This window comes from Brevibacillus reuszeri (genome assembly GCF_002897295.1).
GTDB classification, from domain to species: domain Bacteria; phylum Bacillota; class Bacilli; order Brevibacillales; family Brevibacillaceae; genus Brevibacillus; species Brevibacillus reuszeri_A.
In genome coordinates, this window is the sequence record NZ_BEXF01000044.1 from 1 (window position 1) to 22673 (window position 22673).

A 22673-nucleotide genomic window follows, 5' to 3' on the forward strand; every position below is an offset into this window, starting at 1 on the left:
GATTACCCGAAGGATAACTACCTGACGGTACTGCTGTGTTGATTTCGTTATCTCTAGTAACAGAGTTTGCTTTAGATAATGTAACTACTGGCATGTTCCTCCCCCTTTCCTATCGTAAATGGCCGTTATTTAGCCCAATTCCTCTAATTACCATCATTTGATCCCCAACTGTGCATTTGCAGGGTCCCAATAGCCTCGGTTAATTTTGACACCTACCGGATTAGCAAACGAGACCTTGAAAATGTTGTTCTTGAAGTCGTTTATCAGTGCATCTTCGACTGTTTTGACGCGGGTTGCCAGTGCATCGAACTCTGCCCGTGATACGTGTATGGAATTATCGTTAACGTGGGCCACGAACTGGTTCAGGGCAGCAGCGTTGATGCGGCTACCTTCCTCTGCAATCCCCAGCTTTTCGATGTCCACGACCTCGATTGTGCCGTCTTCTCTTCTGATCAGATACTGCCTCTCTTGCCCCAGCGCGTACATTCTGTCCTTAAACTGTTGCATCATGTGGCTACTACCTCCTTCCATGTCGCTTGGATCGGTATTTCCGTCCGGACGTCTGTATCCGGTTTGTCCATCACAAACTTGCCAGGCGGATCAGACCAACACACCTGACCCGCTACGTTTTTGATAATGCGCTTCGTGATCCGTCCGACTACATCTGCCGGGATATCAATAAAAAACCTCACCTTGCTACCTTCTCGGCTGCTGGTGAGGGTGACTGATTGTATTGTTCCGTTGATCTCGATTTCAGCGTTTTTGAACAGATTTTCGAGGTGCTTGGCTTGTTCTTCTAAAGCGAATTGGGTCATCATAGCTCAAATTCACCTCCAGCTGAGAAGGTCCCGCAAATTTGATAGGTGCTGACGTGGACGATCGGGCGTAGTAACCCAGTTGTATATTCCACTACATTACCAGCGTCAACAATTCCGAAATCATGGCTTTGGTGTGCGGGTTCTGATTTTCGTAATATGGCATCGAGTTTCGCTACCTCGATCACTGTCTGTTTATTCTGCAGCTCCACTTTGTACCTGAATGGACGTACACGCTTGATTACCCTTGCCTTGTATCCGAAATCAGACGCAAACAGGATGACCTTCGATGGCGTAAGGACGCCTTGTGCTCTACGCTTGTTCAGGAGACTGATTTGCCGATCGCGTATCGTGTCATTCTCTGAAGGATTGAGAAAATAAATCTTTTCCCAACGCTGGATAAGCAGCTCAGTTGTGTCCAGCGCCATTTCTCGTTTCATCTGTTGATGCCAAGCCAGCAGGTCATTCAGTTGCCGCTCGTATGCTTTCAGCTCTCCGCGGGAGACAGGATCATTCTCGCTAAATAGTCCAGTGTTGGCCAGTTGGGTTCGTAAATCAAACAAGGGTCACCACTCCCGGCAGAGGCATCTGGGTAGATGTTAGAGTGATAGGTGCAGCAGGTTCATACACCTCAGCAAACGGCGCACCAGCGAAAATGAGAGCTGCTGAGATACGGGATGGGTAAACAGTACCGCCACCACCGACAGACGCCAGATAAGCCTTGTACGCGGTCTCTGCTTGCGTCTGAGTTAATCCCGGTGCTTTTACTCGTGTCGGGATGGAGATACCTTCAGGAGCAATCACTCGCAGGTCAATATTAATTGGTTCACGCGTGGGATCTGTCAGGTAGGTATAGACCTCATCCAACTTCGCTTGGCTCGGTATTCCGTCTCCCGATGTGATGAGCAAGTCCGTGGTACCCTCACCACGGGCGTTTTTAATCGCCGTGGCTGATGTGACACCTGGAATCTTCTTGGCCTCAGCCTCCAACCATGCAGGCGATCCGTGCCATTCCTCTTGTTCTGTGGCTTCAAAGTAGCGCGCTCGTAGTGTCTCGTCGTCCTCATCATCCGAACCATCAGCAGTCGCGTCGAGGTTTGTTACGTAATTGATGCCTGCAGGTGGTTGTCCGTAAAAGCCGATGATTTCCCCCGGCTGGATGTTACCACTCTTTCCAGCTTCAATAGCCTGGTAAGGCACAACAGCTTGCAAGACGTTTACAGGCAGTATAGCGTCTTCTGTGGACTCGAATACTACGCCGCTGTGAGTAAGAACTCGCGCACTTTTAGCAGGTACTGTGACCTCCACATCTGTTCGGGTTGAGTTAGGATCACGGCGGAACTGCAATTGTAGTCCCTTTGCCTGGGTCGCCAGCTTCTGTGTAATGCCTTCTTCCTTTACCAAAGCCCGTAAATGCTCTCCTGTTGCTGTATCAGGCATGTATTGGTTAACTCCTACAGCTCCGCTCACGTAGGCTGCGTAGAGTTGCCCCGCGATAGCAGATGCCCTGATATGTGCGTCACTACCAGGCAAAATGTCCAGCGCTGCAGCCTCTGCTTTCCACTCTTCAAGAATTTCATCGAGGATCTGCTCGAACGATTTAATAGGAACACCGTTCAAATCCTCGTCGTATCTAATCCCGTTATGTTCCAACGTTCGGCACCTCCAAATCCAGGATGTCCCCATCTGGTAACTCAACAGCTACCGCTAGGGTGTACTTACCCATTTCTTTTTCGTTCAGCATGACCTGGAATACTTTTGTGATCTGCCCCATTTCCACCTCGGGTTGAAGGGCTTCGTCGACATATTCCCAGGATCGCCGCTCACGTTGTGACGGCTTTTCTTTGTTCAATAGGTACAGCCTGCTGCCAGCCTCGCCATATCCGGGAATAGCAGCTACACCACGGCGCATGATAAGGCGGTTCATCAGTCTTTGCCGCAGCTTCTCTTTGTCTGTGGTCCATTTCTTGAGGTTGCCTGTATCGTTCAAGGCATAACCAGACGGATAGTTGATAATGGGGTCCATGCTACGCCCCTCCAGTCTCGTTGTGCGTCAGGGTTTCAGCTTCTACATACCAGCTTTTCGTTTTGATCCTGACGCCGTTTTTGTCTGAAGTCATATCCGTGATGACCTGTTTCTTTGAGTCTGGTTCGTCCACATTTATGGTCATCCACTTAACACTGCCATCTGCTTTGAAGTGCAGATACTGTACGTACCCTTCACGGAGTAAAGCGCCAGAAGCAAATAGGATCAGATCTCCGGGGCTGTACCCTGGAAGATTACGAGCCTTCTTTGCCAGCATTTCTAGTGCTTCTTGTTCTTCTGGCCAATCTACCATGAGTCCAGCTCTGGGGCCTTCCTCCGTTTGTAGAAATTCTACTGTTGCCCCCATTGGAGGAACAGCATACACACCGGGAGCCATCATCTGTAGGGCATCGATCGGAGCACCATTGCCGTCGGTTGATATAGCTGGTCCTTTAGCTGTGATTTCGGCACGATCAACGATACCTATTTCAGTTGGCCACTCGGAGTGAATGGCGTTATATGCTTTGCTGCTCATCCGAGCACCTCCTCAATTGGTCTGCAAATAATAGTGGTTGTTTCTCCGCCTGACACTGAGCAGGCGTAACGAACAGATGCGATCACCCATTTAACGGTGTAGCCGCGTGGTCCCCAGCGACGAATGATTGTAGCCCACCTGCCGGGTCGAATAACTCTGGTTCCGCGTACCTTCAGCTCGATCTCATTTGTACCGATCTTGTTTCGTGCCATACGCTCCTTGGCTGCTTTCTCCGTGTCAGCTCTAGTCTTGCTTCCGCTCACGACCATACGGCGTTTAAAGGCTTCTGGCAGCGACTTGTCTGTGATCTTTACTAACGGTTTCGCTTTTCCGGTTCCGTATGCCCAGACCTCGCGTTTGCGGCTTGAGCCTGATTTTTTTCTGCGTAGGGAGAGATAAGGAATCTCCTTTGCATCCTGGGGATTATCAGCAAACGTATATTGCACGTCGGTAGCCGGTTCGAATTTACCTAGGTAGACTTTGCCATCGATGCGATAGAGCCGCAGGTCGTTTTCTAGTGCGTGTTCTTCGATCGTGTCCCAGCCGTTCTGTCCGATCCGGATCTGCTTGCTGTTAATTTTGATAGTCGGTCCTTTATATACGAATGGTATGTCAAATTCCTTCAAGATACCGGTTGCCATGTCTTTTAATGTGATGGTTTTGTGAGTCGTAGGCTTTGCATCGTTTTCTAGGACAAAGACTCCGTTGTCTCGTCCGTCAATTCGCAAGATGTTCCCTTGACCCGGCGCATATGATTCGTCAAGGTCATCAATGTAGCCGCTCAGAATGTTTTCGCGTCCACCGCCAGCAAGCAGTTCAGCAAACAGACTAACTTTATCCCCGAAGTCAAACAGGTCCGTATAGTTACCGCCAGCATTAGCGATATCTAAAACGAACCTGTCAGCTGCCCTGGATATGTCGATGGTAATGTCCCATTCTTTGACCCGATTGACTTCCCATTGTGGACCTTCCAGCGTTTGTATGATAGCGCGAAGTACCTTTTGATCTCCATCAGACACGGACTTTTACCCCCTTCAACGTGAGTTTTAATCCGGGCTTCATGTCTGGCACTCCAACCTTGTTGTCTACCATGATCTTTTTGTACTGCAAGGGATCGCCATAGTATTTCTTTGCGATGTCCCAGAGTGTGTCGCCTTTGCGGACAACGTAGACAACATCCTTTGTTTGTGCTCCAGTGTTCGTAGTAGCAGAGGCAACTCCGCTTGCAGGTGGTGCTGCACTTGCTACCTGGTTGTTGGCTGCGTTTTTACTTGGCTGAGGCTGGTAGTGCTCGATAAAAGTAAAAGAGTATGGTATGTCTCCAACCGTACCCTCGTCTCTATTTCCTTTTAGATCAATGATGCGGAATGATCGTCCTTCTACAGCGTTTCCTAGCTCGCTGCCGTATACCTTGCCTACCGCGCCAATTTCGTGCAGAGACCAGAGAGTATTCATTAAGACTTGAGGGTTTATAGATGGTACAGCAGGCTCCTGTAAGAAAACGCCGCTCACGTCTACGCGCATCGACTTGCGGCCCATATCCTCTGTCTCAGCTCCTGATCGATGCGGGTACTCATGCTCCACAATGAGCTTTGTGCTCGAAAAGCTGATCTGCTTTGGATTGTATGGCCATATCATGTTACCCAGGCTTGATTCAAAACGAAGGGTCATGAGTTTATCACCCCAATTAAAAAACGCCCAATAGTGGGCGTTAAGAAAATTATTTGCTTTTTCCAACATAGCTACCAACTAACATTACAACGTTGGTGTGTCCACCGCTAACATTCTCAAATCCCGAAACCAATGTTGGAACACCTACAAATTCCACCAAATCCTCTTCAAAAATATCCAATTCTCCGGGGTATACAATTTGGTAACTATTTTGTTCATCATTTAAAACGTGTAAGACAGAGACAGTACCTATCTCTGTTTGTTCAACTTCTTCAATACTTACAACGTACCCTTTGTCGCTAAACATAGCACCCGTGTATTTTGTAATGTTCTTGTTCAAGTGTTTGAATTGGACATTTTTGTCAACCAGCTTCTTTGTTTCGGTGATCTTCTCCCCAGTAGCCGGGAACAAGTGGATTTTACTTTTTATAAATTCAGTTGCTGTAGAAGGGAACTCAGCCCCTTGCCCATTTCCATTTAATTCATCTAGTTTTGGTACAAACAGCGTCATGTAAGTTGCGATTTTGTACTTCTCGAATTCTGCAGCTTCTTTTGCCTTTGCTTCTTCTACTGCCTTTTCTTTAGCTGCTTCTTCTTGCTTTTTAGCTGCATCTATCTCTTTTTGCTTCGCTTCTTCTTCAGCTTTTTTCTTAGCTTCTTCTTCGCTGGATGAGGATGTACTCTGGTTAGTAGAAGCTTCTTGAGTAGATGGGGTGGCTGAGTTAGATGATCCACAGCCTGTAATTGCAAAAAATACAAGTACAAATGATGATAGTATCAATAGGTTTTTCATGAAATCCAACCCTTTCCAGTTTTCCTATGGGTCGATTATCTCATGACAAATGATACAAAATCACTAATACTTTACGACACATATCGACATTACTCTAGTTGTCTCATTTTTACAGTTTGCTGTGGGGTCAATGTTCTATCATTATACGTTCGATTGGCGTAGCTAGTTATGTTTTCTGAGCTCACCTGAACGGCCCTGTTATCTTCTACTATTACCCGTAGATTATTGTCATTGTGGACTTGAATAGGCTGTTGTTGCAGTTTGTTCAGCTCTGACAATAATGTAGGGATCAGTGCATTGGTTGTTTGCGTTTGTGCCGTTGATTTTTGTGTGATTTCATCAAGGACTTGGCGTTTGTAGCTCCCTTTAACAAAAGGATCGCTTTCTAAATCGCGGATGAGTTGAGTGCGATCTTTTGAGGATGCTTCTGGTGTTGGCCACATTCCGGTTGATGGCATTCCGTCATAGTAATTGCGAAGCTTCCTTTGCTCTTCCCATTCTGGCGCCATTTGTCGTCTTAATGTTTTTTCTTGCTCCGCATCTTCTATATCAGACATGTTTCTTATTTTGTTTATTCGACGGTCAACATACGCAGCTGCATCTTGGACGTTGTCACCAAAAATGTGGCGTTTTTGATCTTTCATGTTTTTCTCTGCTTCATTCCACAATTCCTGCGAAATGCTGCTTAGTGTTTCGTTATCTACGCGATTACGGTATCCCGCTAACATGTCACCAACAGTTTTCATTTCTTTGCGATATTGCGCAGAATCCCCAGGAGAATTGCCATAATAGGTGCTATTGTACGACATAGAGTACCATTTACTTGCACCAGCAGCATCGTTCTTACGCTTTTCTTCCTTAATTCCTGTAACCTCTTCAGTCACATCGGCAACTACAGTGCTTACCAAAGTTGCCAAGCCAAGAGCAGCTAAAACGCCAGTTACAGTCGCTGCAATTTCTACAATCGCTCCTCCTCCAACAGCACGACCAGCAGTGCCTGTTGCCCCACCCCCTGCTGGCAACCTATTAGGGCCTCCGCCGTTAGATCCATCAAAAACAGAATTGCCATATACGTTGACTACCGAAGCTTTGATTACCTTGTCACTAGCGATATCTGTTAGGGAGCCGCCAGTCTTTTTGTTAGTGATCACTTCGCCAATCTTTCTGCCAGCATCCCAAATTTTCTTACCATTTTCGGCCATTTGAATACCTTTATCTACTGCAATCATAGCTCCTAAGAAGATGGCTGCATTCTTAGCAGCATTTGCCAAACCTTGTAACTCGCCGGGCAAGTTCTCGATTTTCAAGTCTGTCGCTTCCAGTGCAAGGACAACTTCTTTTGTTGCCCCGCCGATATCCCCGTTTAAAAGGTTAATGAGTGCCTTTCCTGCACCTGTCGCTAACGGCGTCAGACTAACCCCCACTTGAAAGCCGTTGATGGCCAAGTCAGATAGTCCTTTGAAAGCCTCAGCAATCTCAGGATTGAGCTCCTTCGAAAGAAGTACAGCTGATTTTTCAACACCTTTGCTGATCTCATCAAAGCTAAATTTGCCCTCAGTGGCAATGCTGAGCAATTGCGAGCTAGTGGCGTCGAGTAAGGGCAGCATGGACCGACCTATCTTAGCTTGAATCTCGTCTACTGATTTACCAAGTGCAACAATCTGCCCCTTGCGTGTATCAGCGCGATCGTCAGCATATCGTTTGGTGATTCCGTGACTATCCCGAATGGTATCGATATAGCCTAAGAACTCCTTGTAATCTGCCCCAGCAAAGATGGTACCAACAGACGCCGCTTCCTTTCCGAATAGCATCGCGCTGACTTCCATCTGTTCGTCAGAAGACATCGTGTCCATATGTCGGTTGAGTAATGCTGTCTTACGGATGATCTTCTCGGTTCCTTTGTCCGCTTTTGATACAGAAGAATCTTTCTCTACAGCGAGATTGATTTTATTAAAATCTGCAATGAGCTTCTCTACCTTTTTTGCAAGCCCTGTGGATGATGCTCGATCCAATGCTGAATCAGGAACACTCAGCTGTGTACTCTCCAAAAACAAGGTGCGGAGTGCAGTACCGGCTTTCTCTCCGTCCACGCTGATTTTTGATAAAGCTACCTGCATGGCCTGTGTGACTGCATAGTCAACGCCACCCATAGCATTCGCGAAGTCAGTATACCGCTCTGCATATAGCAGGTCTCGCGGGTCAAGAGAGGACATGTCAACCGTGGTCAAAAACTGGTCCGCCAGCTTTTCGAACGTCTCTGGTGTGTACTCCATCTTTGCCGCTTCTGCTTTGTTTGCCAGGTACTTAGCTCCGACATCTGGATCAAGGTCTGTTGCTTGAGCGAAATCAGATACAACAGATAGAGCAGCCATGACCTGATTGGGGTCCATGTTATTTTTGGCAAGTTCAGTCGCAATACCGATTAAGGCGAACGTATCAGCTTCGCGATCTTTCCGAAAACCTTGCTCCTGAATGTAGGCTGTGAGTACATCAAAATCCTTTTTGTACGATTTCTCGTCAAATGCACCGTTCTCATAGTAGTTGGATTTCAATACAGCGCCCAGCTTGGCAAACTCATATTCCTTGTTGACCTCTTTGTTTACGCTGTGGACACCAAGGCCAGTAACAGCTAAACCGCCGACATAAACGCCCCGGCGGATCTGATCACCGAGGAATGATTGGAACCCAGCTGTACCATGGTTCATGGCATCAAACATACCGCGCATTTCACGGTGTACCTCCGTGACCCGCTGCTTTAAGAGGGCGACTCGCTGGGAAGCCTGGTCTGCAGCTCGTCCGCCTTCACGAAATCCCCGCTCCATTTCCCGTCCAGCAGTTCGTGCCTTATCGTCTGTTTTCTCCAGCTCGTCGTTCATGCGTTTTAATCCGCCGATTCCTTGGCTGACGTTTCGTAGCCGATCGCCCACTGTTTGAACACCGTCGCCAGCTTTTCGAGCAGATGAGCCCATGTTGTCAAGCTCCGTGTTAACTTCTCTGCCGGTGCGTCGTGTCTGGTTCTGCACACCCTGGAGCTCGTTAGCAATCCCTCTGAAAATCTGTGTGACGTTATCATCACCAGCGATGATAAATTCAACGTCAGCCTTCTTCCCTGCCTGCGTCATGCTCTCCCTCCTCTCCACCGTTCTCTGCTTCTAATTCAGCCTCTAATTCTGCCTCGATCCGTTCGCGTTCTCTTGGTGCTTCATTTGCTTCTTTCTCTTTGATCTGACGTTGTTGCTCAATGTAGACCTTAAGTTTTTCCTCTCGATTTGGATCTGCGAAGTTGATCACCTTTTTCCCGCATGAAGGGCAGTCGTGTGGCTTGTGGGTGCCTAATTCTCTGTCGGTCCTGCATGTGTCGCACATGTACCGCGCTTCTTTGATCTGCTCCGCAGAGCGCATCACGTACAGCCAAAGCATTTGTTGATCATTGAGAGTACCTGATCCGTTCAACGGACGAAAATCCCCGATATCTTTACACATCCGATAGATCAAATACTCTCCAGGAGCTTTCCCGCAGCAACACCATCAATCAAAGTCTTGAGGTCTTCATCAGAGATAACGTCCAGCGTTTTATAGTGGATAAGCAGCCCTTTGTAAGCTCCCAGCAGCGCGCCTACCTGCTCCTCAGAAAATTTGTCTCTCATTTCAGAACCATTGCTGAAATATCGCTTTCCATCTGGATGTTTGATGGCAATCGCAATTCTCTCAGTATCCAGAATGTGTTCGTATAATTGAGGTGGTAATGGCGTCTCTTCCAGGTATTTTTGAGTGTTGATAATAGCCTCTAAGCCCTCTGCTTCCGTCAAAACGCGCAAGACAAAGACCGGGGTTTGCTCATCCCCGGTCTTAAAGCGCATTTCGGGAGGCTGACCGAGCCGCAGGACTTTTAACTCCTGAGTCACGTTCATGTCTGTCCCTACCTTCCTAATGCTTTATTCGCTGTATCAAATGCTATAGGTTTTCCTTTGAAGAAATCCTGACGCTTGGTCGCGGTTAGTGTGATGCTTTCTCCAAAGTTTTGGAGATTACCCGTTTCTCGATGATTCGAAAAGGTCAGTCCGCTGAACACTGTTTTCCATTTTCCGATATACCGAGTGATCTCTGAACCTGGTTCACGCAGCAAAAGGTATAGTGGCAAGGTGTCATCGTCATACTTCAGGGCGATTGCTGTTTCAAGGGTTATTGAGTATTGTTTTGCCCCGTTTGTTTGTCCGATTGCTTCCTGGCTACCATAACCATGCTGTAGTGTCACGTTTGTGTTCTCATCAAAGCTATGGCTTTGTACGGCATACACCTTATCACCATCATGCTCAACAAAAACCTGCTCATTAGCACCTGCTGCAAATTGTGTTTGACCCACTGGTGCTCACCTCCTTACGTGTTTTGGGCAGTTACTTCGCCCGTTACACCAATCTCAAGTTCTTTGAGTCCAGGGATAACATTGAAGTGGTATTTGATGTTACCCTTTCCTCGTGTTGTTGCGTCTGGCTCGGCCATAATTCGATCTGGGTCAGGTGGGTAAATCTTTTCTTGAGTGGCCAATTCCGCAAGGACGGAGTAAACCGAGTCCTTGATGTCAGGAAGACGGGAAATCTTCGTCCGGTTGTGCTTGTTGTAGATGGTCCGCTCTACATTCGTGATTACCTCATCCACTGTGCAAACGACTTCCGGATCTTTCAATCCAGCTTCATTGTCAGGTGCATCTACATAACTGGTCGTTCCTTGGAAGATCTCAATTTGCGTACCGCTCTGGATGAAAGACATCAAGCCGGCTTCTGTTTGGGTACGGAGTGTATCAATATGTTTCACGGTTTTGAGCGCATACCCATTAATCCGGATGCCTCCGAATGGCATTGACAGATCATTCTCATTTGAAATTGCAGCAACTGCCGCCGCAGCAGTTTCAAAGGCAGGCACATCATTGCCGGCAAAATCTGCGAACACATCATCGAAGATCCAAATGCGATAATGGGCTGCATTTGATACAAGTGTCGCAGTTCCACCGACTGATACGACTGCACGAATGGCGTTTGTGTCGCACCAAGATAGAAACTCCTTTACCTCTGCAACGGTTGCCTCTGTTGTGTCATCTACAACATAGAAGTAGGCTCCTGGTGCTTCTGCACCTTTCATCAGAGCTTTTTTGTAATCACCTGCAGCAACTGGATCAGTCCCGCTTACTCCCTTGTAGTAAACAACACGTGGGCGCTGCTTCATTGCTCCATTTAGCATTTTGGCGAGATTTGTACCTTCGCCTACATCTGTGACTGCATCGGCCAGCACGCTTGCTCTCGTCAATTCAACTGCCGCGCTCGATTTACCGATCAACACAACTCCCCGCCCAGTCCCGAATGACAACTGTGAGCTCGTCATCTTAAAATTGCTTCGTAGTAAGAGCAACGGTTTTCCCTCCTTTTTTACTCAAAAGAAGGAGAGAGGCTGATTTCAGTAAATCCTGCCTCTCTCCGCTCTTTGGTCATTTTTCCTGTGTATGTTAACTCGAAGATCGCCTGAGTAGCTCCCTCGTCACGGGGCAGCTCTTGGTCTCTTGCGAACTTCAAGGCAAAACTGTCTTCAAATGCAAAAGCATCTTGTAACGCATCGAAAATTCGAATGCGCGTGAGTTCGCCGCCGTACTTGCCAGCAACGGGAATCCAGCAGTAAATCGAATATCCCTTGACCAGCTCTGCGCTCTTTTCAAACACAAATTCTGATTGGTCTAGGTCGACTGCTTTCAGCCGCTCGTTATGACCATACCCTGTGGGATTGTCAAAACCCGTATCCAAAACAAAAAAGACGACGGGCTTCTCAAGAGGAATCTTGATCTTTTCGTCGTCAATGTGGATATGGTTGTCTTTGACCGCTGGACGCCCGGCAGCACACCTGCAGTAGTTAGGCAGAGCCTTCCTGATCATATCCAAAATTACTTGTTCAACCATGACTCTACCTCACCCCCTGCATCCGCTTTTGGAGCATAGCCCGTCCAATCTGCTTGATTCGACCTGATTGGTTGAATTCCTGAACAGCCTTGCCGATCGTTGGACGCCCCTTCATACGAATAGTGCCATCATGAACATAGGCGAAGTACCTGGAGATTTTACTGTCTCCATATACTCTCCACACGCCCTTGCCAACGCGTTCGCGCTTATGAGCTCTACGAAATGTCCCGGTGTTGACCGAAACAGGCCAGGGCGCATCGCCTTTTCCTTCATGCATGACCTCGCGGTACCACAAGTATTCGGCGTTGTCTTTAAAGACCTTGACTACACGCTTGCCACCATTACGAACGTTATCCCGTTTTGCTGTCCGGGCTTGCTGGGCTTTCCAATCGGGATTCATCGGTCCGGATGCGTACTCGATCGCTTTTTCGTGGATTTCTTCAGACGCCTTTGCAGATGTGTCCTCCACAGCTTGCTGAACCGCCTGGCTTACACGCTGCATCTTAGCAAGAAGCCCGCTGAAATCAACATCAAATTGCATGCCTACGCCCTCCTGACAAGAGCTAACCAAACGCCTGTGCTAGACCCAATGGGTACCGCAATCGGATTGTATACATGCCACTTAGCGTCTGACCACTCCAGCCATTTTGCGTTAGCTGGCATTTCAGGAGTGATCAGCAGGTGGTCGTCATTCTTTACAGGTCCCAGCTTCTCGATGAAGTGACTGTAAACGGGTATCTCTGTCCTTGAAGTGGCTGCGTACGGAATGATGAAGACGTTTGCCTCTACAGTCGTTGCTGGTGAAAAAAGAAATCCTTGATCGTTACATTCAGCAGCATCTGGATTCGCTTCATGCCACGCAACGTCTGATTGCTGAAAGTCAGAAGACCAGCAAGGGCAGCGCGTGGTGCTCTCCTCTGATATGAAGGTAACCACCTGACCACGCTTCCGGGCTTGCTTCATGATGTTTCGGGCGGTCTTATTCATCCGTCCACCGCCTTGAAATAACCAACAAACACGGGTATTTCGGGCTTGAGCCAGGTAGTAAGCTTTGCCCATCCGTTTTGAACGAGTGAATTTCCTAGCCTGGCTATCTTATCCGGATCTGGTCCAAGTTTCAGGATGCTGATATCAAGTGGTCCATCGATCGCGTTCTCTCCAGCTACAGCTAGCAGGTATTCACCCGCGCAGATATCCTCCGCAGCGATCGGCAACACGATGGCGAGGGCAGGGTCCAGATCAGGTGGTGTACTCAAGCGCTGACTAATAAACGCGCTCGTCCTATCAATCACGCTTTGGATTCGTTCATCCTCACTGTCTCCAACGATGACAAATCGCGTCTTGATTGCATCAACCGTGGTGTACATTAAGCATCAGCGCCATTCAAGTGTGCAGCGTAGAGCGCAACACGGCTTTCTTTATTTAAAAGCGCATCGTCTTTGTCGTCAGCTGCTAATTCCAGGCGTAGTAGTTCTTTCTTTTGGTCTGCAGCGTTAAGCTTCTCGAACGCTTCCAGAGAAAGTGGCTCTTCTGAGGTTGGGCTCTCTGCCGGTGCTTCCTCTGGATGTCCTGCATGTTCAACCGTTTTAAGGTGGCCCATGTTTAGTTTCGCGCTGACAAACCAATCCTTTTCTGTTTCTACCGCTTTACCTGACGGAAACTCTTGCTTTGTATCCGGGTGGATATAAAGTCTGTTTTTCTCGCTTGGGGTAACGACAATTTTACTCATCCAAATCGCTCCTTATCGGAAAATAAAGACGCGCAACCTTAGTGGTTACGCGCCCGTATTCAAGATTTTGCGGGATTGTGGGTCCAGAATTTCGAATCCACCAGCGTACGAAATCGCTGAACGTTCTACTTGCGTGTCAATCAGCTTGTCGTACTCGATTCGCAGAGGTGTTGCAATTACTCGGTTGAGTGCGAAACGAGTGTCAATTCCGATCATTTTCTTGCTTGGTACTTTGTCGCAGCGTACTGGCATGCCGCCCAATACCTTATCTGGCTCGCCTGTAACAGCCAATCGGTAGCCCAAGAGTGCGTTGTTGAACTCAGGGAGCAACAGGGTGTTGGTATAGAGCCCTTCCTCCATTAAGAAGATGTTAGGGTGATAACCGTCTTTGAATTTACCTTTGAATCTGACGAACGGTTCAAATGCCATCTTATCGGCAGTTCCGCCCAGCTCACTAATCTTGTAGGTATCCGCACCAGCAACGCCGCCATCACCATTGATCAGGACATTGATAGCAGCCTCAACCTCATTCAATGCAAGGCGGTATCCGAATTGTTGCAGCTTCATCAGGTAAACGTTCAGCTTTTGATTTTTCAATGCTTCATAGGTACCGACTAGCATACGACCATACTTGTAGACCGTGATCTCCTTATCTCCAAGTGTGATGTTGGTTTCAGGCAATGGCCCACCTTGAGTCACGCGGCGGAGTTCTTCACTTGCTGGGTCTTCCTCCCAGATCATTGCCTTGTAGGTGTCGCTATCGGCTAGATTGGTTGTGGTTGCGACAAGTTGTTCAATGATGTTGTTTTCGTTCAAGCCTTTGCGGATCGATGCTTCAATTACTGCCGGGAACAACAGTCGATTGTCGTCCGTTTCGAAGAACTTTGACACCCGATCTGCCTGTGCTCCAAAGGTTTTAATACCACGAGACACCAGCTGACGCTGCAAGGCTGAGGTGTTTTCAAAAGGCGTTCCTTTGTAATTGACGGAAGGGTCTTCTACCTCAAGAATGTCGTTCAGGTACACGTTTTTCACGATGGCTTGCTGATACATCCCTTTTTCGATACTAATTTGCTTCAGGTCAGATGCTTTCATTGCCTTTGTCATTATGCATTTCTCCTTTTTGGTTATAATTACAGTTCAATTGTTGCGATTTTGGCTGTAGCATCGATGGCAGATACAAAACCACGGCCGTTCACCGCAGTACCCGCTGCTTTCACTTTGCCGTCACCACTGACAACTACACGGTCACCAAGTACAATAGTTCCTGTATACAGTGCCTCTACGTTTCCAAACGAGCGAACGCGGCAAGCCCCGTCCTTTTCTACACGTTCCAGAACACCCACGAAAGTTGCACCATCAGTACCTACGCCAACCTGGTTGTTGCCTGTCATAGATACAGCCTTACCTTGGTCTGCAACCGTAAGCGTAGTAGAAAAGTTTCTTACTGCATTAAAGACATTCTTGTTCGAAATGCCACCCATCATAGTGAATTACCTCCTTGATAATTGAATTGATTAAACAGAGTAAGATTTCAGATCGACATCAGCTGCAGTATCTTTATCCTCGCCAGGTGCACCTTTTGTTTGTGGGGTAAGTGGGAACTTCTCATCGACACGCTGCTCATAGTCCTTCTTTACTTCCAACAATGTGTCGATGTCTTTTACGCTCTTCATGACGATTTCCAACGACTTTGCGCTTTCCCCGAGCAGCCCGCCTAAACGAACAATCTCGTTGCGAGTGTCATCGAAGAATTTCTGACCCGCCGCAGCCATGGCAGAATCGGGTGCAGCTTTCAAAGCTTCTTCTGCTGTTCTCAACTTATTTTCCGTATCAGTCAAGGCGGTTTTAGTAGTTTCCAGATCACCTGCAGCTTTTTCAGCTCCATCAGCTTGCTCCTTCCACCCTTTGACAATAGAAAGGGCATGGTCGTCGTCTTTGACTTCCAGGCCCAGTGACTTGAGATATTTAAATAGTTTTTCCACTTCGTTTCCTCCTTCAAGGCTCTTCAATTTTTCGTCCTCTTTCTTATCCCGGAAGCTTTTTTCTACTCCCGCACGCGGTTGTGCTGGAACAGCAACAAAGCTCCACTCGTACCACTCTTTCACGCCAGTGATCCAGGTAAAACACTTCTGCCCCTCGTATTCACGACCTCTGATATGCATACAATCGCTACCAAAGTAGCTCTGCTTACAAACCGAGCATTGCAGGCCATCATAGGCGAATCCAACACTGACCTCTTTCAATATCCCAGCGTCAATAGCATCGATGATAGGCTGCGTTTTCTCGTTGACTGGCATGTACGCCCACGCTAGAAGTTCGTACTCGCCGTCATCTTGAGAAACACGCACCTCAGCCTTATACGTTCTTGCAGTCTGACCTAGCGCGCTCCAGGAATGATCAAAGATTCCAGTAACGCCCTTTGCTAAAGTGGCCATGTGCTCCAATGCATCTTTTGTAAATCGGTCCTGGTCGCGGTCTAGTCGAGAATCGCAGCACACAACAGGAAACACGTACAGTTCCTCTGACTTAAACTCTCGGCGAGTCATGCTATTGATGATGGCCAAGTCATTCTCTGAAACCGACTTAGCTACACCCACAAGACCTTTCATGACCATGCTTTTTCGAATGATTTCCTTGCTCAAAATTGTTCACCCCCTTTCTCGGCGTATTAGTACGCTCAAAGTAATCCAGGACACCAGCTTGCCGTGCTTCTTCCGCCGTGTCGATCGTTACAGCCATCTTTCGGCAACGGCAATGCGGGTGAGTATCGAACACGGTCCGTGGCGATCCGCGTAACGGGAAAACCTTGTTTGCATGTGCTCGACAGACATCGCAGGCATCAGGCGAGATGATCCATTTCACAAAATCAATGCCTTGGGCTGCGTACTCTTCTTCTGAAGCCCGATCAAACATCATTGCCGATTCCGAGCGACCAAGGCGACGCCAGTACCATCGTTTTTCGTCCAACTGCCCAGCTAATTCGCTTTGCAGGGAGGTAGCCCAGCGCTCTGGGTTGTCACCTACTGCAGCGTGACGTTCCATGATATCCCGGCAGACGTCTTTCAGGTTCTTGGCTTCCGTTGTGACGATATTCATGCCCTGAGTACGTAACTGCCGCACATACTCAGCAGAGAAATCAAACTGGCTACGAACGTCGGCATCCTCGTTTATCGATCGCCGGATATCTTCAACTGCTGATTCAAAACCAGAAATCGCTGCAGCTCTGATGAGCACATCATAGAAAGAGGTGTATCCAGCCGTTTCGCCAATCGTTGCCGCAATGAATGCATTGATTTCTTCCTCAACTACCTGGCGGATATCCTCAATGTCGATGCTTTTGACTCCTGCAGCCTTTTCAGCACGACTGTCCATGAACTTAAATAGACGTTGCCGCACCTTTTTCAGCCCAGCAGTCGTTTGTTGCTCAAATTTAGCTGCAACACGATCTATTTTGCGAGTATCCCGCAGCTTTTGAGGCAATCGCTCAGGGTCCGTATCGTCGCTCGCGTTTTTCTGGAGACGTTTTGCTTTTGTCCTTGCCTGCCTGCTACCTTTTCCCCGCTGATTTTCTACGATGTGTTCAGCGACATCCGGTTCAATGTAGCCTTGCTCTTCCAGGTCTCGAGCCAGCATGATGTTCTGCAGGCGTTGGTTCTCAGCTCTCGCTTGGGTAAGCTCGGCGTTTGCCATGCCCTCGATATCCTGTAACGAAGCATCTGGCCACTCCATTTCATACTGAACAGGATAACCACGGAATCGACACCACCACTCTACAACTTGGTCGATTGATGGTGTGATCATTTCACGCCAGTCATCGATCAGCGAGGTCAGTATATCAGCCTGTGATTTAGTCATAGTGTCTCGAGCCGACCAAGAGAAGCCAAATACAAATGGAGGTAAACCAATCTTGGCCACAACCTGCTCTAAAATGGTGCGTACAGGTATTTCCATTTCCAATTGTTTAGCGTCCGCCCCAATAACAGCTACTTTGACGTTAGTGGCAATGAAATCCTGCACCTTTCCAGATCGAGTCTTAGCCATGGCCGAAGCCCACGAGTTTTCAGCTTGTTCAATGAATCCTTTTGCCTGGTCTGGTGTAATCCCATCTGGAAGTTGGATATCGACGCTGTACTTCAAATCACCGAACCGTTCCCAGTTTCGGCCAGTAGCATAAAAGATTTTCGCCAAAATGTCCGTCAAAAAAGGCAATCCTGTCAGAAGTCCGCGTCCATACGGATTCTTTGGGGTTGCCTCGTATGCTGAGTATAGTATCAACTCCGGAATCGGGTACGGAACTGGCTCTGGATCTAATGGTCGACGCTCTGCCAATACCAAATCTGTTGGGTCCTCTGTATCTTTTATGGTCAGGATCGTGCCGTCGATAGGAATCAAAGCATAAATGTCCTTCTTGCCACGTACAGGAAGGATTTCGGCTGCACTGTATCCGTTCTGAATGAGTGCATCATTGAATGAGGAGATAAATGTCGCGAATCCTCTCCCTGTCTTCCCTACTTTCACCGTCCGTTGCCAGCTTTCCCATTCCTTCTGTCGCCGTGAGCCAGGTGGTCCGACACTGATCTTTGGAACTCCAATCAGTCGACGCAAGTTTTGTATGCCGACATCCAGGACAGGGATCGCTTCGCGCATTTGGCTATACAGATCCACGTTTACCTTGTTGGGTACATATTGAGCAAAAGCTTGGAATGGGTGGGCACCGCCACTGCGGGTTTGGGTTCCTGCATGTGTGGATGCTCCTTTTTTACGCCATGGTAATAGATCAAGTAACCCCATCAAATTCACCTCCTTTCGAAAAATTCGATTTTTGATCGTTTTTTACTCGGATTTTAACAACAACCCTATAAGAGCACTTTTTCATTAAAAACCGGAGTGAACTTTGAACTTCCGGCTTTATTTATGTAGATCCTCTTCACTGAGGCTGTTAGGAATCTGAGTGCTCTTCTTATATTGACTGGCGAAAGGAGGAAAGCCCTTATGAAAGAGACTATCATTGCCATATTCACTGTAATTGTTGGAATTGAATCGTCGGTCAACCTTTTAAATCTGGTTAGAAAGTTCTGGAATGGCAGAAGTGACCGACACTAGCGCTCTACTGTATTGGCGTAGAAGAAATAAGGCATGTGTCCAGTATGGTGGTGCTTTCGCATCTCCCAGCCGATCATAGCTGCAAATAGAATGTCGTCATGACATCCTGCTTGATGCTGGGCCTTGCCGTTCTTCTTGACGAACGTTCTCATCTCTCCGAGTAATCGACGCGACTTTATGGGTATCTCGTTATTTGCGTATGACTGACGGTACTCTTCAACTAGAATCGGACGTGTCTTTAATGTTGTGGGCCAGCCTGGTCGCTTCTCGGCGTTCCCTTTTTGATCGTAATCCTTGTGCTCATACAGGTTGGGATAGTCGAAAATCTGTATGAGTGCCAAAAGAACGGCATGACCATGGTTGTTTCGCTCTACGCCAAGTAATGCATTGTTGTACTTGCGCCCATACTCATTGAGGATCTCAGCGAACTCGTATGGTTCTGCTTTGAGCTGTAACTCTGCTACCTGTTCGCCAGTACTCCGCTTGTATATGCAGAAAGTGGATGAGTCCGTATCTTTATCATCCAAACCTTCAGCAACGTCAGCGCCCATATCGTATAGTTCTCCCTCTTCAGGTTCGGCCCAAACCAAAACAGCACCATCCAAATCTTCATGAATTGGTTCTGGTGCGTTCATCATGCCCTCTTGAATTTTGCGCTGGTCGAAGATAGCCCGACCTGAAACTAGAAACGCTTCTTCTGGAAAGGAAGGGTACTCCTGCTGGAACTGTTTGACGTCGCCATCACATTTGTTTCGGATTGTCGATCGACGCCATTTTAATTGTTCTAGTTGGAGATTGAACCGGCGCTGCAGGAATTTCTCGTCTTCTGTCAGGCTGGCTGCAAACTCCAGCATTTCCTCTTCAAACTCGAACTCCTCACGGTATGTCGGGAACTCATGCCATGCGAAGAACAGAGGAATGAAGTCATTTTCGCCATTCTCTGCCTTCTCCCACATTTGCTGATAATGCTCCCCGATACCATTTGCTGTGGATTCGATGATACAGAGTGTGCCGGCTGCATCAGATAGTGAGTTCATCAGTGCCAACATATGCTTGCTCTTTTTACTTTCGGGCCACCATGCCAGCTCGGAAATGTGTGCGTAGTGGATGGTGCCAGAACGAGCAAGGACGTTTGCTTCCGCTGAGTCAACCGTGATCTGTGATTTCAATCCGGGATTCTTCTGTCGCATCGATTCAAGTGCTGTTGGATTCTCAAATGTCAACTTGCGTGAGTTGTTCCGTTTCCGCATGGGCTTGTACAGCACTGGAACGTTCTCATAGTACGTCTTGAACATCTCATAGAGGTTCTCAGATGCTTTGGAGTCTTGGGCAACAATGAAACTGTTCTTTGCCTCTTGTGTTGACGTTAGATAGTAAATGATGGCCTCAGTCACTGTGGAGAACCCCATCTGACGGGCCTTCAAGATAATGATCCGCACTGGTTTGCCTGTCGCCATTCGGTCGAATACAAGCTGAGCAAATCGTTTCTGGGCTTCATTTAGCCCGAAAGGAACGATGGCTCCCTCTTTAGTCTTGATCTTCAGACATCTGGTGGCAAACTGCTCGAAATCCTGGAGGATATCGAGTGCTTTCTTACCTTTCTTGGGATCTTTCTTTGCAAGGGCATCGATCTTGGTTCGGATCTCCTTGGCAAACCTAATCATCGAGGAATTCCGTTCCTTCCGTCACCGTCTTGTCGTCATCCAGCCCCATCTCCTGTATCTGTTTGACTACGTTCACCTGTTCCATCTTGAGCCTTGCCCTTGCAGTAGGCCCGATGCCGAGAGACTTCATGGTCTCACGTACAGAACGCTTCAGTTCATTGTAGGTGCCAACTAGTGGCTGTGCGGACAGCTGCTTTTTACGTCTGTCATGGATGATCATACCCTCTACAGAGAAATACATTTCACACAGGGCAATCCCAGCCATGTCCTTGGATAGAACCTGAACCATCATGCGATCTTGTTCTTCAATGTAGTCGAGGTCCATGATCCGATCTTCGACGTTTTTCTGGAACTCTGCCAGGTATGAACAGTCAGAGCCCTTCTCGAATCGATCGCAACTCTTTTGCTTCACGCACTTGGTACATGGATGCAATCCTGATTGGAGGAACCCCGGCACGCCATGCTTGAGGTTAGGGGCGTCTACGCGGTTCTCCATCAACGCTTCTTTCTGCCTCGCTTTACCGACTTCTGTTTTGGCTGCCATGCTCATTCACTCCTTTCTATGCTCTGTGCATGGTTATTTGAGCGTTTTAAACCATGAAATTAGCTCGTTCTCCTGTTCGTTGGTACGAATACACTCAGATTCGGTCAAATGAGTTAAAACCATGGCTATATTTGGTCAATTGGTTCCAGACGAACCAAAGCCACCCGTGCCTCGTTCTGTCTCGTCCAGTTCATCTACTTCTTCGAAAGAAGCCTGCAGCACACTCGCCAATACCCCTTGTGCTATCCGATCTCCTTTTCTGATCACATAGGTACGTTCAAAGAACGTTTCTCCTTCAAGACCATTTGGCAGATAATTGGTTGGCTTGCCATCGATGCCAAGCAGTTCATTCGTCTCCCTGAACTTGAGCTCACCATCAACCACCCATGAAGGCATGAGCTGCGCGATGTTGTCGATGAGGACGCATATCTCCCCACGAAAGCCTGCGTCACATGTTCCTGGTGCATTCGATACCCGTAGTTTTGTCTTGTCACTCACACCGGATCGAGGGCGGACTTGTATCTCGTGCCCTGGAGGTAATGCTACTGCAATCCCAGTGCGAATCTTGGCTGAATGACCTGGACTAATGACTGTATCCTCGATAGCGTATAGATCGAATCCCGAATCGAGAGCCTTGGCGTATTTGGGGAGCACTGCGTCTGGGTGGAGCTTCTTCAGCTTCACGTTCACCTTGTTAATCATTCCACTACCTCCCAGTCCTCGGCCAACATATCTGTTTGGGACGCGAGCCACGGAACGAACTTATCGTCCGCCGTCTTCATCCCAATCCACGGTAACTTTTCGAGTCCTAACGAAGCGACGGAGCCGCTAGGGTTGTAGGACCATGCCAGCACATACGTCAGCCACATTCCCTTGCCGTTCCATCCAGCTCGCGCCACTTTCTTGCCCATCTTCAATTCCTCAATCGCTTGACCAAAATTCATGTTAATTGCCTCCCTTTCGTTATGAGCAATAAAAAAAGACCCCACACGGAGTCTTCTGAAATCGTTATGCTGTTTGCTCATATTCCTTCACGATCTTGTAAAACGTCGTCTTTTTCAGCTCAAGTTCATTCATGAAATGGACGGCTGTTATCTCTTCGCTCTTCCACTTTGGATAGAGAGCTTCGAATTGTTTACGCTGCTCTTTTGTCAAAGCGTCCAGTGTTACTTTTGGGCGACCAAGATGTTTGCCATTCTCCTTGGCAATCGCAATGCCCTCAGCCTGCCGCTGCTTGTTCTTCTTACGCTCTTGCTCGGCTACATACGAAAGCATCGAGAGGAACTGATCCTCTAATAGCTTACCAATATCCCCCATAGCCTTGAACTTACGACTATCAAACAGCGTTTCATTCTCCAATACAATTATGTCTGCGCCTACTTCGCGTGTGATATATTTCCACTCACTAATGATACCATCGTAGTCACGGCCCAATCGGTCAAGGGCATCGATATAAATCAGGTCGCCCTCTCGGATCATATCGCGCATTGCCTGGTAACGAGGACGGTTGAAATCCTTTCCGCTTTGCTTGTCGACGAAAAGAAATCGATCTTGAATTCCCAATTCCATGAGTTTCTTTACCTGACGTTCTTCATTCTGATCTTTCGCTGAGACACGAGCATACCCGAGTTCCATCTTCAAATCCCCCCACGAACTTATCTCTTGCCCAAATTATAGCAAGAAAGTTCGTAAAGGTAAATCCTTTATTACGAACGTTCATAAATATTTATAGTCACCTTTGCGGACGTGAATTGTATGCTTTATAGACTGTACTTAAAAGTATACGTTTGCGAACGCCCAACGACTCCCGAATTTCGTGACTCGTTCTGGTACACCCACGCATCGATT

Annotated in this window: 28 protein-coding genes; all 28 read right to left on the bottom strand. The window is 47.8% G+C overall.

The features are described from left to right. Nucleotides 1-153 precede the first annotated feature (153 nt). The 28 genes from C3B52_RS33600 to C3B52_RS33735 all read right to left on the bottom strand — a co-directional run bounded on the left by C3B52_RS33600 (nt 154) and on the right by C3B52_RS33735 (nt 22460). A complete protein-coding gene (locus C3B52_RS33600; RefSeq protein ID WP_103110687.1) occupies nt 154-510 on the bottom strand; it encodes a hypothetical protein in 357 nt (118 codons plus the stop codon). Further along, nucleotides 507-818: a hypothetical protein gene (locus tag C3B52_RS33605; RefSeq protein ID WP_103110688.1), complete on the bottom strand. Its 312-nt coding sequence runs from the start codon at nt 816-818 to the stop codon at nt 507-509. Before C3B52_RS33605 ends, C3B52_RS33600 begins: the two co-directional genes overlap by 4 nt. Continuing rightward, a complete protein-coding gene (locus tag C3B52_RS33610) occupies nt 815-1378 on the bottom strand; it encodes a putative phage tail protein (protein WP_103110689.1) in 564 nt (187 codons plus the stop codon). The genes C3B52_RS33605 and C3B52_RS33610 overlap by 4 nt, the downstream gene beginning before the upstream one ends. Then, on the bottom strand, nt 1371-2468 hold the full coding sequence (locus C3B52_RS33615; RefSeq protein WP_164685048.1) for a baseplate J/gp47 family protein: 1098 nt from the start codon (nt 2466-2468) through the stop codon (nt 1371-1373). Before C3B52_RS33615 ends, C3B52_RS33610 begins: the two co-directional genes overlap by 8 nt. Next, on the bottom strand, nt 2458-2841 hold the full coding sequence (locus C3B52_RS33620) for a phage GP46 family protein (protein ID WP_103110691.1): 384 nt from the start codon (nt 2839-2841) through the stop codon (nt 2458-2460). Before C3B52_RS33620 ends, C3B52_RS33615 begins: the two co-directional genes overlap by 11 nt. A gap of 1 nt (nt 2842) precedes the next feature. Then, nucleotides 2843-3376: a hypothetical protein gene (locus C3B52_RS33625; RefSeq protein WP_103110692.1), complete on the bottom strand. Its 534-nt coding sequence runs from the start codon at nt 3374-3376 to the stop codon at nt 2843-2845. After that, a complete protein-coding gene (locus tag C3B52_RS33630; protein ID WP_103110693.1) occupies nt 3373-4395 on the bottom strand; it encodes a hypothetical protein in 1023 nt (340 codons plus the stop codon). The genes C3B52_RS33625 and C3B52_RS33630 overlap by 4 nt, the downstream gene beginning before the upstream one ends. Then, nucleotides 4388-5047, bottom strand: a complete 660-nt coding sequence (locus tag C3B52_RS33635) for a LysM peptidoglycan-binding domain-containing protein (RefSeq protein ID WP_164685049.1) — start codon at nt 5045-5047, stop codon at nt 4388-4390. The genes C3B52_RS33630 and C3B52_RS33635 overlap by 8 nt, the downstream gene beginning before the upstream one ends. A 49-nt stretch (nt 5048-5096) precedes the next feature. Next, nucleotides 5097-5840, bottom strand: a complete 744-nt coding sequence (locus C3B52_RS33640) for a hypothetical protein (RefSeq protein ID WP_103110695.1) — start codon at nt 5838-5840, stop codon at nt 5097-5099. Nucleotides 5841-5929: 89 nt separating this feature from the next. Next, nucleotides 5930-8962, bottom strand: coding sequence for a phage tail tape measure protein (locus tag C3B52_RS33645; RefSeq protein WP_103110696.1), 3033 nt, complete (start codon nt 8960-8962; stop codon nt 5930-5932). Beyond that, entirely contained in the window at nt 8937-9323 is a 387-nt protein-coding gene (locus tag C3B52_RS33650; protein ID WP_164685050.1) for a hypothetical protein, read from the bottom strand. Before C3B52_RS33650 ends, C3B52_RS33645 begins: the two co-directional genes overlap by 26 nt. 8 nt (nt 9324-9331) lie before the next feature. After that, nucleotides 9332-9751 (bottom strand): hypothetical protein, encoded by a 420-nt coding sequence (locus C3B52_RS33655; protein WP_103110698.1) that lies wholly within the window; start codon nt 9749-9751, stop codon nt 9332-9334. A gap of 8 nt (nt 9752-9759) precedes the next feature. After that, a complete protein-coding gene (locus tag C3B52_RS33660) occupies nt 9760-10203 on the bottom strand; it encodes a hypothetical protein (RefSeq protein ID WP_103110699.1) in 444 nt (147 codons plus the stop codon). A 14-nt stretch (nt 10204-10217) separates the two neighbouring features. Beyond that, nucleotides 10218-11243 (bottom strand): hypothetical protein, encoded by a 1026-nt coding sequence (locus C3B52_RS33665; RefSeq protein WP_103110700.1) that lies wholly within the window; start codon nt 11241-11243, stop codon nt 10218-10220. 17 nt (nt 11244-11260) lie between these two features. Next, on the bottom strand, nt 11261-11782 hold the full coding sequence (locus C3B52_RS33670; protein ID WP_103110701.1) for a hypothetical protein: 522 nt from the start codon (nt 11780-11782) through the stop codon (nt 11261-11263). 4 nt (nt 11783-11786) lie between these two features. Next, nucleotides 11787-12323 (bottom strand): hypothetical protein, encoded by a 537-nt coding sequence (locus C3B52_RS33675; protein ID WP_103110702.1) that lies wholly within the window; start codon nt 12321-12323, stop codon nt 11787-11789. Nucleotides 12324-12325: 2 nt separating this feature from the next. Beyond that, entirely contained in the window at nt 12326-12769 is a 444-nt protein-coding gene (locus C3B52_RS33680) for a hypothetical protein (RefSeq protein WP_103110703.1), read from the bottom strand. Then, entirely contained in the window at nt 12766-13149 is a 384-nt protein-coding gene (locus tag C3B52_RS33685) for a hypothetical protein (protein WP_103110704.1), read from the bottom strand. The genes C3B52_RS33680 and C3B52_RS33685 overlap by 4 nt, the downstream gene beginning before the upstream one ends. After that, nucleotides 13149-13511, bottom strand: a complete 363-nt coding sequence (locus C3B52_RS33690) for a hypothetical protein (RefSeq protein WP_103110705.1) — start codon at nt 13509-13511, stop codon at nt 13149-13151. The genes C3B52_RS33685 and C3B52_RS33690 overlap by 1 nt, the downstream gene beginning before the upstream one ends. Nucleotides 13512-13556: 45 nt before the next feature. Further along, the gene (locus C3B52_RS33695) at nt 13557-14618 is read right to left on the bottom strand and encodes a phage major capsid protein (RefSeq protein WP_103110706.1); all 1062 of its coding nucleotides are present in this window, start codon (nt 14616-14618) and stop codon (nt 13557-13559) included. A 26-nt stretch (nt 14619-14644) separates the two neighbouring features. After that, entirely contained in the window at nt 14645-14998 is a 354-nt protein-coding gene (locus tag C3B52_RS33700) for a hypothetical protein (RefSeq protein ID WP_103110707.1), read from the bottom strand. A gap of 30 nt (nt 14999-15028) precedes the next feature. After that, nucleotides 15029-16156, bottom strand: a complete 1128-nt coding sequence (locus tag C3B52_RS33705; RefSeq protein ID WP_103110708.1) for a hypothetical protein — start codon at nt 16154-16156, stop codon at nt 15029-15031. Next, nucleotides 16098-18305 carry a hypothetical protein gene (locus tag C3B52_RS33710; RefSeq protein ID WP_103110709.1) on the bottom strand — a complete coding sequence of 736 codons (2208 nt, stop codon included), beginning with the start codon at nt 18303-18305 and terminating at the stop codon, nt 16098-16100. The genes C3B52_RS33705 and C3B52_RS33710 overlap by 59 nt, the downstream gene beginning before the upstream one ends. Nucleotides 18306-18613: 308 nt before the next feature. Then, the gene (locus C3B52_RS33715) at nt 18614-20281 is read right to left on the bottom strand and encodes a DNA packaging protein (RefSeq protein ID WP_103110710.1); all 1668 of its coding nucleotides are present in this window, start codon (nt 20279-20281) and stop codon (nt 18614-18616) included. Then, nucleotides 20274-20825: a P27 family phage terminase small subunit gene (locus C3B52_RS33720; protein WP_103110711.1), complete on the bottom strand. Its 552-nt coding sequence runs from the start codon at nt 20823-20825 to the stop codon at nt 20274-20276. Before C3B52_RS33720 ends, C3B52_RS33715 begins: the two co-directional genes overlap by 8 nt. Before the next feature lie 135 nt (nt 20826-20960). Then, on the bottom strand, nt 20961-21527 hold the full coding sequence (locus C3B52_RS33725) for a dUTP diphosphatase (protein WP_103110712.1): 567 nt from the start codon (nt 21525-21527) through the stop codon (nt 20961-20963). Next, entirely contained in the window at nt 21524-21769 is a 246-nt protein-coding gene (locus C3B52_RS33730; protein WP_103110713.1) for a DUF2829 domain-containing protein, read from the bottom strand. The genes C3B52_RS33725 and C3B52_RS33730 overlap by 4 nt, the downstream gene beginning before the upstream one ends. A gap of 64 nt (nt 21770-21833) precedes the next feature. After that, nucleotides 21834-22460, bottom strand: coding sequence for a recombinase family protein (locus tag C3B52_RS33735; RefSeq protein WP_103110714.1), 627 nt, complete (start codon nt 22458-22460; stop codon nt 21834-21836). Nucleotides 22461-22673 lie beyond the last annotated feature (213 nt).

What these genes read in the sequence shown, in the direction of transcription:
- C3B52_RS33640 (WP_103110695.1), bottom strand. Translation starts at nt 5,840, where the DNA reads ATGAAAAACCTATTGATACTATCATCATTTGTACTTGTATTTTTTGCA.
- C3B52_RS33680 (WP_103110703.1), bottom strand. Translation starts at nt 12,769, where the DNA reads ATGAATAAGACCGCCCGAAACATCATGAAGCAAGCCCGGAAGCGTGGT.
- C3B52_RS33700 (WP_103110707.1), bottom strand. Translation starts at nt 14,998, where the DNA reads ATGATGGGTGGCATTTCGAACAAGAATGTCTTTAATGCAGTAAGAAAC.
- C3B52_RS33675 (WP_103110702.1), bottom strand. Translation starts at nt 12,323, where the DNA reads ATGCAATTTGATGTTGATTTCAGCGGGCTTCTTGCTAAGATGCAGCGT.
- C3B52_RS33635 (WP_164685049.1), bottom strand. Translation starts at nt 5,047, where the DNA reads ATGACCCTTCGTTTTGAATCAAGCCTGGGTAACATGATATGGCCATAC.
- C3B52_RS33710 (WP_103110709.1), bottom strand. Translation starts at nt 18,305, where the DNA reads ATGGGGTTACTTGATCTATTACCATGGCGTAAAAAAGGAGCATCCACA.
- C3B52_RS33600 (WP_103110687.1), bottom strand. Translation starts at nt 510, where the DNA reads ATGATGCAACAGTTTAAGGACAGAATGTACGCGCTGGGGCAAGAGAGG.
- C3B52_RS33720 (WP_103110711.1), bottom strand. Translation starts at nt 20,825, where the DNA reads ATGGCAGCCAAAACAGAAGTCGGTAAAGCGAGGCAGAAAGAAGCGTTG.
- C3B52_RS33625 (WP_103110692.1), bottom strand. Translation starts at nt 3,376, where the DNA reads ATGAGCAGCAAAGCATATAACGCCATTCACTCCGAGTGGCCAACTGAA.
- C3B52_RS33725 (WP_103110712.1), bottom strand. Translation starts at nt 21,527, where the DNA reads ATGATTAACAAGGTGAACGTGAAGCTGAAGAAGCTCCACCCAGACGCA.
- C3B52_RS33685 (WP_103110704.1), bottom strand. Translation starts at nt 13,149, where the DNA reads ATGTACACCACGGTTGATGCAATCAAGACGCGATTTGTCATCGTTGGA.
- C3B52_RS33655 (WP_103110698.1), bottom strand. Translation starts at nt 9,751, where the DNA reads ATGAACGTGACTCAGGAGTTAAAAGTCCTGCGGCTCGGTCAGCCTCCC.
- C3B52_RS33695 (WP_103110706.1), bottom strand. Translation starts at nt 14,618, where the DNA reads ATGACAAAGGCAATGAAAGCATCTGACCTGAAGCAAATTAGTATCGAA.
- C3B52_RS33690 (WP_103110705.1), bottom strand. Translation starts at nt 13,511, where the DNA reads ATGAGTAAAATTGTCGTTACCCCAAGCGAGAAAAACAGACTTTATATC.
- C3B52_RS33605 (WP_103110688.1), bottom strand. Translation starts at nt 818, where the DNA reads ATGATGACCCAATTCGCTTTAGAAGAACAAGCCAAGCACCTCGAAAAT.
- C3B52_RS33715 (WP_103110710.1), bottom strand. Translation starts at nt 20,281, where the DNA reads ATGATTAGGTTTGCCAAGGAGATCCGAACCAAGATCGATGCCCTTGCA.
- C3B52_RS33620 (WP_103110691.1), bottom strand. Translation starts at nt 2,841, where the DNA reads ATGGACCCCATTATCAACTATCCGTCTGGTTATGCCTTGAACGATACA.
- C3B52_RS33645 (WP_103110696.1), bottom strand. Translation starts at nt 8,962, where the DNA reads ATGACGCAGGCAGGGAAGAAGGCTGACGTTGAATTTATCATCGCTGGT.
- C3B52_RS33730 (WP_103110713.1), bottom strand. Translation starts at nt 21,769, where the DNA reads ATGAATTTTGGTCAAGCGATTGAGGAATTGAAGATGGGCAAGAAAGTG.
- C3B52_RS33735 (WP_103110714.1), bottom strand. Translation starts at nt 22,460, where the DNA reads ATGGAACTCGGGTATGCTCGTGTCTCAGCGAAAGATCAGAATGAAGAA.
- C3B52_RS33650 (WP_164685050.1), bottom strand. Translation starts at nt 9,323, where the DNA reads ATGTGTAAAGATATCGGGGATTTTCGTCCGTTGAACGGATCAGGTACT.
- C3B52_RS33670 (WP_103110701.1), bottom strand. Translation starts at nt 11,782, where the DNA reads ATGGTTGAACAAGTAATTTTGGATATGATCAGGAAGGCTCTGCCTAAC.